Source organism: Pseudomonas brassicacearum subsp. brassicacearum (assembly GCF_008801605.1).
Lineage (GTDB): Bacteria > Pseudomonadota > Gammaproteobacteria > Pseudomonadales > Pseudomonadaceae > Aquipseudomonas > Aquipseudomonas brassicacearum.
The window spans coordinates 1-12,683 of sequence record NZ_VZPJ01000010.1 but is presented as its reverse complement, the minus strand read 5'-3'; the positions used below and the strand labels follow the sequence as shown (position 1 = coordinate 12,683).

General features: G+C 60.7%; 8 protein-coding genes. 4 read left to right on the top strand and 4 right to left on the bottom strand.

All coding sequences use genetic code 11. The features are described 5' to 3' along the window. The first annotated feature begins 49 nt into the window (after nt 1–49). Both F7R20_RS21295 and F7R20_RS21290 read left to right on the top strand, forming a co-directional pair. Nucleotides 50–535: a glutathione peroxidase gene (locus tag F7R20_RS21295; protein ID WP_003199416.1), complete on the top strand. Its 486-nt coding sequence runs from the start codon at nt 50–52 to the stop codon at nt 533–535. Continuing rightward, nucleotides 532–993, top strand: coding sequence for a MarR family winged helix-turn-helix transcriptional regulator (locus F7R20_RS21290; protein ID WP_003199418.1), 462 nt, complete (start codon nt 532–534; stop codon nt 991–993). The genes F7R20_RS21295 and F7R20_RS21290 overlap by 4 nt, the downstream gene beginning before the upstream one ends. Here F7R20_RS21290 and F7R20_RS21285 read toward each other — a convergent pair. Further along, the gene (locus tag F7R20_RS21285) at nt 977–3,298 is read right to left on the bottom strand and encodes a hybrid sensor histidine kinase/response regulator (protein ID WP_003199420.1); all 2,322 of its coding nucleotides are present in this window, start codon (nt 3,296–3,298) and stop codon (nt 977–979) included. The genes F7R20_RS21290 and F7R20_RS21285 overlap by 17 nt on opposite strands. Nucleotides 3,299–3,461: 163 nt before the next feature. On the opposite strand from F7R20_RS21285, the gene F7R20_RS21280 reads away from it, so the two are divergent. Beyond that, nucleotides 3,462–4,352, top strand: coding sequence for an ATP-binding protein (locus F7R20_RS21280; RefSeq protein ID WP_003199422.1), 891 nt, complete (start codon nt 3,462–3,464; stop codon nt 4,350–4,352). Next, nucleotides 4,349–4,831 carry a GAF domain-containing protein gene (locus F7R20_RS21275; RefSeq protein ID WP_003199423.1) on the top strand — a complete coding sequence of 161 codons (483 nt, stop codon included), beginning with the start codon at nt 4,349–4,351 and terminating at the stop codon, nt 4,829–4,831. The genes F7R20_RS21280 and F7R20_RS21275 overlap by 4 nt, the downstream gene beginning before the upstream one ends. On the opposite strand, the gene F7R20_RS21270 is transcribed toward F7R20_RS21275, so the two are convergent. From F7R20_RS21270 to F7R20_RS21260, 3 genes are all read right to left on the bottom strand, one after another. Continuing rightward, complete coding sequence (locus tag F7R20_RS21270; protein WP_003199425.1) at nt 4,832–7,780, bottom strand: HD domain-containing phosphohydrolase; 2,949 nt, start codon at nt 7,778–7,780, stop codon at nt 4,832–4,834. A gap of 116 nt (nt 7,781–7,896) precedes the next feature. Next, nucleotides 7,897–11,517, bottom strand: coding sequence for a transporter substrate-binding domain-containing protein (locus F7R20_RS21265; RefSeq protein WP_003199428.1), 3,621 nt, complete (start codon nt 11,515–11,517; stop codon nt 7,897–7,899). 10 nt (nt 11,518–11,527) lie between these two features. Continuing rightward, nucleotides 11,528–12,154: a response regulator transcription factor gene (locus F7R20_RS21260; protein ID WP_003199430.1), complete on the bottom strand. Its 627-nt coding sequence runs from the start codon at nt 12,152–12,154 to the stop codon at nt 11,528–11,530. Nucleotides 12,155–12,683 lie beyond the last annotated feature (529 nt).

The window sequence follows — 12,683 nt, the reverse complement described above, 5'->3', positions numbered from 1 at the left end:
ATTGCTCGCTATCTTCGCCGCCTGTCCTATACGTTTTCGGAGCCTTGCCATGAGCGATAACCTGTTGAGCATCCCGTGCACCACCATCAAGGGTGAGCAAAAGACCCTCGCCGATTTCGCCGGCAAGGCTGTGCTGGTGGTCAACACGGCCAGCCAGTGCGGGTTCACCCCGCAGTACAAGGGGCTTGAGGCGCTGTGGCAGACCTACAAGGACCAGGGCCTGGTGGTGTTGGGCTTTCCCTGCAATCAGTTCGGCAAGCAGGAGCCGGGCAACGAGGGGGCGATTACCGAGTTCTGCGAGCTGAACTTTGGCGTGAGTTTTCCGCTGTTCAAGAAAATCGAGGTCAATGGTGCCAACGCCCATCCCCTGTTCGTCCAGCTTAAGCAGCGGGCGCCCGGCGTGCTGGGGTCCAAAGGCATCAAGTGGAATTTCACCAAGTTCCTGATCGGCAAGGACGGCCAAGTGGTCAAGCGTTTTGCCCCGACCACCAAGCCCCAGGACCTGACCGGTGAGATCGAAGCGCTGCTCAAATGAATGACCTGTCAGTCGATTCGCTGAAGCTCGACAGCCAGTTGTGCTTCAAGCTGTACGCTGCTTCGCGCGCAGTGATCCGTGGCTACAAACCGATGCTCGATCAGCTCGGTCTGACTTATCCGCAGTACCTGGCGATGCTGGTGCTGTGGGAATGGCAGGACACGGCCCCACCACAGCCGACGGTCAAGGCCCTGGGTGAGCGTTTGCTGCTGGATTCCGGCACGCTGACGCCGCTGCTCAAGCGCCTGGAACAGCTGGACCTGGTCCAGCGCCAGCGTTCGGCCCGGGACGAGCGGGAGGTGCACTTGAGCCTGACGACTGCAGGGCGAGCCTTGCGTGAACAGGTCGCTCCGCTCAAGGCCCGCCTGTTGTGCGACAGCGGTATCGACCTGGACCGCCTCGGAACGTTGCGAGACGGTCTCGATTACCTGTTGGGCCAGATCAAAGCGCTGACGTAGTCGGCACCCACTGGTCCAGCACTGCCGCCAGTTCTTCGCGGCGGAATGGCTTGGACAGGTAATCGTTCATGCCGGCCGCGCGGCAACGCTCGCGTTCCTCGGGCATCGCGTTGGCCGTCAGGGCGACAATCGGCAGATCCGACCAGCGCCCGCTTTGGCGGATCTGCCGGCTGGCTTCGTAACCATCCATCACCGGCATGTTGCAGTCCATCAACACCAGGTCGAACACCCGTTGTTCCAGTTGATCCAGGGCTTCGCCGCCATGGGCCGCGACGGTGACTTCGCAGCCCAGCTTTACCAACATCCCCTTGGCCACCAGTTGGTTGACCGGGTTGTCCTCCACCAGCAGCACCCGTCCACGCCTGGACGGCGCCAGGGCTTCGATCTGTGCGTCATCGATGACGGTCGCCTCGCTTTGCATGGCGCGCCGCAGAATCTGGTATAGCGCATGGCGCGCCAGCGGCCGGGCCTGTTGTATCAGCGGGGCGAGGGCGGCGGCTTCTTCGCTGGGCATGAAGCTGCCATAGGCGGTCACCAGCAGGATCGGTGCGTCAAAGGTTGGCCGCAGGTTGAACAGGCATTCCGGGCAGTCGGTAATCAGTACGTCGGGTGTGAGCCCCAACAACCCGTCATCGATGGAGCGCTGCACATAATCCAGGCCCCATCCCGGCAACAGCATGCCCAGCAATTCGGCCAGGCCGCTGCTGCTGCCGGTGATGGCGACGACGTTGCCGCGCAACGGTTCGACCGGCGTTGCCGGGAGATGGCAGGGCAGGGGCAGGTCGGCACAGAACTGACTGCCAAAGCCGGCTTCGGAACTGATCGTCAACCGGCCCTGCATGGCTTCGCAGAGGTTGTAGGTCAGTGCCAGGCCCAGCCCGGTGCCACCGAACTGGCGGGTAATCCCGGCGCCGGCCTGGGTGAACGGTTGCAGGATTCTTGCCTGGGCTTCCTGGGGAATGCCGATACCCGTGTCGCAGATCTCGATGCGCACGCCGCCCTCGTAATGACTCAACTTCACGTCGACCCGGCCGAAGCGCGTGAATTTCAGTGCGTTGGACAGCAGGTTGCTGACGATCTGGCGCACCCGGGTCGGGTCGCCGAGTACTTGCGCCGGGAACTGCGGGTCGATCAGGCAGGCCAGTTCGACACTGGGGGCCGCGTTCTGGGAAAGCAGGTTGGCGGTATCCTCCACCAGGGAGCCGAGGTCGAACGGGATGTGTTCGAGCTCCAGTTGACCGGCGTCGAATTTCGACAGGTCGAGGATGTCGTTGAGCAGTTCGACCAATACCTTGCCCGAGTCATGGGCAATCGATAGCTGTTGCTGTTGTTCGGCCGTCAGGGGGCCGTCCAGGGACAGGGCGATCATTCCCAGCAGGCCGTTCAGCGGTGTGCGTATCTCGTGGCTCATGTTGGCGAGGAACGCAGAGCGGGCCTCGGCCATGTCCAGGGCCGTGCGCCGGGCCACTTCCAGTTCCTCGTTGGACTGGCTGAGGCGGGCGTTGCTGGCCTTGAGTTCGGCGGTGCGTGCCGAGACGATGTTTTCCAGTTGCGCGAGGTATTCGGTGAGGCGATTTTCGGCCGTGCGCCGCTGCTGGATTTCGGTGGAGATATTTTCGAACTGCTGGTTGGCGACGGATACCAGCACGCCAATTTCATCGGACTGGTGGCCGGTGGGGCATTCCAGGCGGCTCTGCTCGTTGCTGCTCGGGTCGCGGCTGCTCAGTTCGCGGATGACCCGCACCAAGGGCTTGGTCAGCATCACGTAGAACAGTGCCAGCAGCAGGCCCGTCAGGATCAGGCTGCGGGCGAAACCGTTGAGCAAGGTGACCTCGGCACGGCGCAGGAAACGACTGCCGAACGCAAAAGTGTCGACGTCCAGTCGCAGCATGCCCAGGGATTCGCTGGGCAAGTGATCCAGGTAGAGCCGGTCCTCGAACTGACGCTGGGCGCCGAACAGAAAGTCGCTGATGAACCGGTAGCTGCTTTGCAGCTCGGGCCGCTTGACGCTGGCGAGCACCGTATTGTTGTTGTCGATCAGCTCGGCCCCGATGATGGCCGGTGAGCGCAGCAGGCCCATGGACAGCTCTTGGGCGAGCTCGGCGTCGATGTTGTAGGCGATGCGCGAGGCCGGGTTATGGCTGATTTCCAGCAGCGAGAGGATTTCACGGTTGATCGACGCGTCTTCGCTGGCATAATCGATGCCGATCTGCATCAGGCTGAGCAAGGTGCCCAACACGAAGCCCACCAGGACGGTCAGGCGGGCCTGCTTATAGGAAAGCCGTTGGGTGAATCTGATGTCCATTGAGTGATGAACCACTTACGTTTCCCTTCGCCGGTCAAGCATAGCTGATCATCTCTGAAATCCGGTGCAGCCGGTGTGTATTGTGTGAAGTAGACCCGCCATTGGATACGGCGTTTCGTAGCTCGAGCGCCATCATTACTGTGAACCTGTCCGAGGAGAAGACGTGGACTCGCGATTGAATGCTTTTCTTGAGCGTGCCGATGCCGTGCTGGCCCGGATCGAACCTTTGCTGCCGGCGCCCCGGCCCACCATCGATTGGACCCAGACCCTGGCTGCCCGCTGGCAGCGTGACGGCCGTAGCGGCTACCTGCTGCCGCTGCAGGTCAGCCTCGACATGCGCCTGTCGGACCTGATCGGCGTGGACCGCCAGGTCGAACAACTGGGCCGTAACACCCGGCAGTTCATCGATGGCATGCCCGCCAACCATGCCTTGCTCTGGGGCTCGCGTGGCACCGGCAAATCGTCCCTGGTACGCGCCTTGTTGGCTGAACATGCCCCGCATGGCTTGCGCTTGATCGAGATCGAACGCGATCACCTGGCCGATTTGCCTCGGGTGGTCGAGCAGGTTGCGAAACTGCCCCAGCGCTTCGTGTTGTTCTGCGATGACTTGTCGTTCGAATCCGGTGAAGGCGATTACCGCGTGCTCAAGAGCGTGTTGGATGGATCCCTGGAGCAGGCGCCGGACAACGTGCTGCTGTATGCCACCTCCAACCGTCGTCACCTGGTGCCGGAAAAGGAAAGCGACAACGAGAATTGGAAACGGGTCGACGGCGAACTTCACCCCAGTGAAGCGGTAGAGGACAAGATCGCCTTGTCCGACCGCTTTGGCCTGTGGCTGTCGTTTTATCCGTTTACCCAGGAGCATTTCCTCAACGTGGTGGAGCACTGGATCGGCGAACTGGCGGCCAAGGCCGGGCTGGCCTGGCAGCGCGACGAAGCGCTGGATGTGCTGGCGGTGCGCTGGGCAACCGGTCGCGGCAACCGCAACGGACGTTGCGCCTATCAGTTTGCCCGTTATTGGGTAGGCCTGAAATTGTTGGAGCACAAGGCATGATCGATTTGAAGGACACCGGAGTCGGCCTTGACGGCTACGCGTTGTTATCGGCACAGCTGGAATCCTTGCTGGCCGATGAGCGTGACTTCATTGCCAACGCCGCGCAGTTCTCGGCTTTCCTGTCCAGTCAGCTGGATGATCTGAACTGGGCCGGTTTCTACCTCAATCGCAACGAAGAGTTGGTCCTGGGACCGTTCCAGGGCCAGATCGCCTGCGTGCGGATCCCCTTTGGCCGCGGCGTGTGCGGTACGGCGGCCGCGACCCGGCAGACCCAGCGCGTCGAAGACGTCCATGCCTTCGCCGGGCACATCGCCTGCGACAGCGCGTCGAACAGCGAGCTGGTAGTTCCGCTGGTCAAGGACGGGCGCCTGATCGGCGTGCTCGACCTGGACAGTCCGAAACCGGCGCGTTTTACCGAACATGATCAAGCCGGCATCGAGCAGTTGGCCGCGATATTCCTGCGCCTGACGGATTGCTGATCATACCTTCAACCCTGCCTTGACCAGCAGGCTGTGGGGATCGACTTCATCGATCTGGTGCGGGGCGAGGAACTGGTTGGCGTAGCTCTCGTAGATTTTTTCTTCGATGAACAACCCGAACAGCTCGGGATCGATATGGGCGTCACGGCACATGGTAGCCATGATGCCCAGGGCCTCGCTCAGTTTCTTCGCTTTCTTGTAGGGGCGGTCGGCTGCCGTCAGCGCTTCGAAAATGTCGGCAATGGCCATCATGCGTGCCGGCAGGCTCATCTCTTCACGTTTGAGGCGCTTGGGATAACCGCTGCCATCCATTTTCTCGTGATGACCGCCAGCGATCTCCGCGACATTGTCCAGGTGACTGGGGAAGGGCAGCTGACTGAGCATCATGATCGTCTGCACCATGTGATGGTTGATGACGTAGCGTTCCTCGCGGGTCAGCGTGCCTCGCGTGATGCTCAGGTTGTAGAGCTCGCCGCGGTTGTATTTCCAGGCCGGTACGTCGAGCTGGAAACCCCACGGGTTGTCCGCCGGGATCAGTTCGGCTTCGTGGTGTTCGAGCAGGTGCTCGGGCTTGTCTGCCAACAGCGGCTCAGTGACCGGTAGCGACGGCTTGGGTGTGCGATTCTGGCGTCGGTGCTCTTCCCAGGAAACCCCAAGGCGATCGTCGAGGGTCCGGGTCCATGGGCGTTGGGCAATCTGTTGCAAGCGTTGCAGATCGGCCTCGGCCATGGCTTCGCAGCCCAGGTTGCAGCGGGCGACGAAGGTAAAGTCGTCATCCAGGGCCGTCAATGTCGCGTCGCGCTGCTGTGCCAGGGATGACGGCTCGCCGCCGCTTGCCACGGCCTGCCAGTAATCGACCCAGGCGTCGCGCTTGAGCACTTCGAAGCGAGTGCGTATCTCGTGGATCCGGTCGTTCAGGGTTTCCAGCTTGGTGGCCTTGTCGACCACGTATTCGGGGGTGGTGACCTTGCCGCAATCGTGCAGCCAGGCGGCGATGTGCAGGGCTTCCCATTCATCCTCCGTTGGCCGGTAGGCGTCGAATGCCGGTGCCTGGCTGGCAGCGGCCGCCTGGGCGAGCATCAGGGTCAGGACCGGCACCCGCTGGCAATGGCCGCCGGTGTAGGGGCTCTTGGCATCAATCGCGCCGGCCAGCAATTGGATGAAGGCGTCCAGCAACTGCTTTTGCCTGTCTTGCAGGCGCTGGCCCTCGATGCTCACGGCGGCGGCACCGGACACGGCCTGCAGGAAGGCGATGCGGTCGGGCTGCAGTTTTTCCAGGTCGGCTTCGGTGCCGCTGTCTGTGATCAACAGTACCAATACGCCGACGGTTTCCTGGTGTCGATTGCGCAGGCGAATACCAATCAGATGGACCCGCGGCGAGTCCAGTGCCTGCAGGACGCTCTGCAGATCGGCCGCCTGTTCGAAGCCCAGGGAGGCCACGAGGTTGTCCGAGGTGGCCAGTTGCTGGAGCCATTGCGGACTGTCGCCAGCCTGTAGTTCATGACTGCGCAGCTTGAAGGCGTCGAGGTCCCTGGGTGTTCCATTGATTATCAGCCCATACGGCTTGACCCGGTTTTCGTCGTTCTCGCGCAAATAGATCAGGCCGGCCTGGGCCTGGCCGATTTTCACGGTTTCAAATAACACCCGTTCCAGCAACGGGGCGAAGCGGGTTTCGGCGCGCAGGCTGGCGGTGATTTCAAAGAAACTCGCCAGGGTCTCTTTCATGCGCGCCATTGATACGCCCAACTGATCGACTTCCAGCACCGGGGAGCGACGGGACACTGGGTAGTTGAAGTCAAAGCTGCGAATGGCATCGGCCTCCTGCACCAGGTCGCCCAAGGGCTTGACCAGGATCCGGGACGTCAGCCAGCCCAGAGGCAGGCACAGCAGCAGGGTGGCGAGGGTGATGAGCGCGCCTTGCCAGCGCATGCGATAGGCATTGTCCAGCAGCTCATCTTCAGGGACCAGCAGCGCCAGTTCCAGGCCCTGGGGCCCACCTTCCTGCATGTGGCTGCGAGAAACGATCCACTGGCGTCCGGCCGCTTCCAGGCGCGTGGTGTCGGTGTTGTCGTCGAGCGCGGCGGCGATAGCCGGACTGAGGTCGCGGGCCTTGGTCAGGCGTGCCGACTGGGCGTCGGCGAGCAGCCGGCTGCTGTCGGGATAACCCACTGCGTTGCCCGTGGGATCGAGCAGGACGACTTCGGTGCCGGTGGTCACCTTATGCTTGGCCAGGGTCTGGGACAGGGCCGCCAGGGTCAGGTCGGCGCCGATGACCGCCTGCTCGCCACTGCGCCGGGCAAGGGTGGTGCCGACGTTATGGGTGGAGAAAAAAACGTAGGGCTCGGTGGTGATCTGCTCGGTGCTGCCGGCGGCGCTGCGAAACCAGCTGCGGCTGCGGGGGTCGTAGGTTTCGTCGGCAATGTCCCGGCGCCCGATGAGCGTCAGCGTCTCGTCGTAGAACAGCGACTGGGAATGAACCGGGCCTTGCTCGGTTGTCCGCTCCACCGTCCAGACCTGGTAGGCCGCGTCGGTCGGTGCCTGCAGGGCGGCTTTCAGGGCCGCGGTGCGCAATGGCCGGACCATCAGGAAGTTGCCCTGATGATCGCCCAGGTACAACGACGCCAGGTTCGGGTTGTCCCGCAGTGCCTGACTGAAGGGCACGAGCAGGGCCAGGCGCTGCGCCATCTGGGGCGTGCGCGTCGCTGGATAGTCGGCCAGCAGGCTCAACAGGTGACGGATGGGTTCGTAGGTGTCGTACAGATCCAGGCGCACATCCTGTTCAATACGGTTGAACAGCTTTTCACTGCTGGACAGGATGATTTGCGTGGTTTGCCGGTAATTGAAAATCCCCAGCACCACCCCGGTCAGCAACAGAAGCAGGGTAAACATCACGCTGATATGAACGTGCAGGGGGAACCGGCGTTTTTCCGGACGCGGTGCGCTGGGCATTGCAGTCACTCCAAGTGTCAGGGGGCGTTCTCGATGGGTATTCCCGCGTGCAGGGGAAACCGCTCGAGAACCCCCCAGGTACGCACTGCTGAGCGAATAGCATAGTAAACGCTGGATTATTTTGCCTTGGCGATCTCCGTTTCGAGGGCCTGCTCCAGTTCGCTCATGGCGCGGTCGAGGGCGTCGATGCAGTCGCTGATTCGCCCAGGTGCTTGCGGCTGATGACAAGCGCGCTCCAACGCCTCGCACCGCTGGATCAGCGAGGTCGCCTGGACGATGCGGGCGACGCCTTTTATCTTGTGCGCCATTTCGCTCAGCGCTTGCCGGTTTGCGCCGCGGGCGACGTCGAGCAACTCCTGGCGGTCCGAGCGGCTGCTGCTGAGCAATTCGGCCAACAGGCGCCGGTTGGACGAAGGGTCGCCGCCAGTCAACGCCTGCAGGCTTTGTACACTGAAAACCGCTGGGCGGCCGGTGGGTTTGACCGCGTTGATCCATTGGCTCAACGCGCTCAGGCTGATCGGCTTGAACAGGCAGTCGTCCATCCCAGCGTCCTGGCAGCGCTGTTTTTCCTCCGGTTGGGCATTGGCAGTGAACCCCAGGAGGGTGCAGGGTGGCCGTTGCTGTTCGGATTCAGCGCGACGAACCGACCGGGCCAGTTCATAGCCGCTCATGATGGGCATGTTGCAATCGGCGATGACCAGATCGAAATGTTTCTTTTGCCAGACCTCGAGTCCGTGGGCACCATCATGGGCGACCTGATAGTGATGGCCCAGGTATTCCAATTGCTGCGACATCAGCAGGCGGTTGGCGGGATGATCGTCCACGATCAGGACGTTCAGGGGGGCCAGGGCCGTTTCGATGACCGGCTCAGGTGGGGGGCGAACCGGGGCTGTCGACAGGACGGTCAGTTGCAGGCGTACCTGGACCTGGGTGCCGGTGCCGGGTTGGCTGTTCATGTGCAGGCTGCCACCCATCATCTGGCACAAGTTGCGACTGATCACCAGCCCCAACCCCGCGCCGTTGCGGGCCATCCGGCTGGTGTTATCGACCTGGGCAAAAGGTTCGAACAAACGTTGCAGGTCCGCCGGGCCAATACCGATGCCGCTGTCGTTGACCTCCAGGTGCATCTGCAGAGCGTCGTCCCGGTCGGTTGGCGACAGCCGGACCTTGATCACTACCTGGCCCTGCTCGGTAAATTTGAGGGCATTGCTGATCAGGTTCGACAGCACCTGTTTGAACCGCAACGGGTCCATCAACACGTCAGGGCTGCCCTCGGCAGCGTCGAACTGCAGGGACAGCGCCAGGTTTTTCTGCCGGGCCACGCCCTCGAATACTCGTATGACCGATTGCAGCAGGGCCCTGAGATTGACGCGTTCGGGGGCCAGGCTCAAATGGCCGGATTCGATACGGGCGATGTCCAGGATGTCGCCTATCAGTTCGAGCATGCCGGAGGCCGATTCGTACGCGACTTCGATAGTCGAGCGATCCACGTGGCCTTTGTCGGCGTGTTTCAGGGCCAGTTCAAGCATGCCGATCACCGCGTTCATGGGGGTGCGGATTTCATGGCTCATGGTTGCCAGGAACGTGCTTTTGGCGCGGTTCGCGTCGTCGGCCCGCTGCTTGGACGCGCGCAGTTCCTCGAACAGCTGGCGCCGCTCACTGATGTCGATCCAGCCGCCGATGATGCCTTGCACTTCGGCGGCGGAGTTTCGGTAGGGGAGGATCCAGTGGTAGATCGTCAGTTGCCTGTCCCCGATGTGCAGGGGCCGATCCACGATCAGGGCGGTGCCTTCGGCCATGACGCGTTGGTAGTCCGCCTGGTACTCCTGCGCTTCGAAGGCGTTGCTCATGGAACTTGGCATCAGGTTCTTGCCGATGACGTCTTCGCGTTTGACGTCGAACGTTTGCAGGTAGCTGTCGTTGCAGCTTTGCAGGATGCCGTTGCGATCTCTCACGTAGATGGGGTGAGGGGTGCCGTTGAGCAGCGAATGCATGAATTCGAGCTGATCATTGAGGGCCAGTTCCGCCCGTTGACGCTGCCTGATCTGGCGCTGCATGTAGGCATTCCACGCCAGGGAAAACAGCAGCAACAGGCCAATGCCCGCGCCGACCTGGAGGAACAGGCGGTTGTAGGTGCGCCAGGTGTGTTCCGAGGGCGAGACGTAACCGCGCCAGCGGTTGTTGATGACGCCAAGTTCGTCGGGGGCGATGCTGGTCAGGGCCTTGTCGAGGATGGCGTTCAACTCTGTGGCGTTTTTTACCGTGGCCAGCGCGAACATGGCCTGTTGGGTGCCCACCGTGCTGCTGATTTGCAACCTGTCGCGCCATGCATAGGAGGAGATGAAGTAGTTGGCCATCACTTGCGAGTTCACGCTGCCGTCGACCTGGCCATGGGCGAGCATTTCCACGGCGCGCAAGGGGCCGTCCGTTTCGATGATTTGAATGTTCGGGTACTGGCTGCGTAGCCATTCAATGACCGGATTGCCTTTGGCGATTGCCAGGCTGGCGTGGCCGAACTGATCGAGTGTCGTGGGCGTGTCGGACTGTTTGCGGGTCAGCAGGACGAACGAACTGTCGACGTAGGGGCGGCTGAACTTCAACTGGAGTTGTCGTTCGCTGCTGGGCAAAAGTGCGGCAATCATGTCGGCTTGATCGTTGAGGACCGCAGCGATCATTTCGCTGTCGTTCTGGCGGCGCTGGATGTCCAGGCGCAGGCCGGTGCGCAGCCTAATCAGTTCCAGCAGGTCGGCACTGATGCCGCGAAAGTCCCCATCCGCATCGAAGAAGGTGAAGGGCGCGGAGGTTTCGTTCACCACCACCCGTACCACCGGATGCCTCGCCAGCCAGCGTTGCTCGCGGTCGGTCAGTTGTATCCTGTGGTCCGTGAGGTACAGGTCGCTGCCTGCACTCCAGCGCTTGGAGATGGCGGCTTGCTCGGCAATGGAGACCTGGTTCAGCGTAGCGTTGATGACCTCCAACAAACGAGTGTCGTTACGTCGTACGGCAAAACCGAACCCGTGGGATTCATGTTTGCCGAAGCTGGCCATGCGGATATTGCTCAAATAGCCCTTGTTGATCATGTAGTGGGTGGAGAGGGTATCGCCGAGAAATACATCGGCCTGACCGAAGGCGACGGCATTGATGGCGTTCTGGTAGGACGGGTAGGTGGTAATGAGTGCCTTGGGGTAGAGTTTTTCAATTTCCCGTAGCGGCAGGTAGTGATAGACCATGCTCAGCCGCAACCCCTCGAGATCGTCAGTCAGGGATCGGCTTTCATTCGTTCGGGTGACGAGAACGGGTTGGTCCACTGCATACGGTGTCGATAGTACAATGTCGGGGTTGCGCGCCTCGAAACCGTTGGCGGTGCCAAGCATATCGATTTGCCCATCCTTGAGTGCGGCCATGGCCGCCTCGCGGGAGTCGAAGCGCAGGACGCTCATGGGCAGGCCAGTGGCCTTGGCGATGATGTCGGCGTAATCGGCCGTCAGGCCTTCGTAGTCGCGTCCGCTGGTGGAGAGATCGAAGGGCGGGTAGTCCGGGGCTGAAGTTCCCAGGACCAGCGCTTGCCGATCCTGTAGCCAGGCGCGGTGAACATCATCCAGCTTGACCTCGGTATGGGCCATGGACGAGTGGCCCAGCAGGGTATATTGCTCGGGCGCATTCGCCGCCGCCGCGAGCATTCCTGTATATAACGCCGCACTGATCAGCAGGAGACATTCGGTTATGCGTCTGAGCATCCTGTTTTTCTCACACCAGCGCGTTGCGCTTCGCCATTTCAATCAGATCGACCAAGGACTTGACCTTGAGCTTCTGCATCAGCCGCTTCTTATAAGTACTGACGGTCTTATTGCTTAGAAACATTCCCTTGGCTATTTCCTTGTTGGTACGACCCTGGGCAAAAAGTTGCAGCACCATCAGTTCTCGATCATTGACACTTTTGAAAAGGTCCAGCTCGATACTGCGTGGATCATCCGGGCGTACCGGATTCAGCGCCTGGCTGGGAAAATAGTTATAGCCGGACAATACTGCTTTGATTGCGCTGACAAGTTCGCTGAGGTCTTCCTGTTTACAAACGTAACCAGAGGCACCCGACTGCATGCATCGAATGCCGAAAAGTGTCGGCGACTGGGCCGTGAGCACCAGCGTCTTGAGTGGAGTGGTCATGGCGTTGAAGCGCGAGAGGATTTCCAGCCCGTCGAGTTTGGGGATGCTGATGTCCAGGATAACCAGGTCTGGCATGCATTCGCGCACCATTTGCATCGCATCGACGCCGTTGTCAGTTTCACCTACGACCTTATAGCCTTCATGCTCCAGAAGCATGCGAACAGCGAGGCGGATGACCGGATGATCGTCGACAATGAAAACGGAGTTCATGAATAAATTACCCTGCGAACTTGAATAAAGCGCGCACCTTAGCCCACTTGCAACCGGGCTCGTACGAAGAGACGGGCATGCAACTTCAATTTCAGAAGTTTCCTACAAAAAAAGAGGCAACGTATTACGATGTAATCGGTTTTTTAGTAGGCGGGTGGCAACAGGAGGGGGAAGAGTTGGCTGTGTGTGAAGGGATATTTCTTTGATAGTGTTGTTTGTGCAAACAAAAGAAGCGTTTTAATCGAGATTTTTTGTAAGCCATATAGTTATTTATCTACTTCAAACTCCTTGTGGCGCAGCGCTACAAAATTCACATTCACCGCCAATCCCTGTGGGAGCGAGCTTGCTCGCGATGACGGTGGCACATCCTGCATTGATGCGCACAGATCCACTGCCATCGCGAGCAAGCTCGCTTGTATGTTTAGACTTGAAGGGGTGGGCGGGACTAAAAGCTCGATTCCGACTCTAGCCAGTACGGACCGTGGGAGACTTCTCGTCCCGCCCTTTCTACCCAAAGCGCCAATAAGGA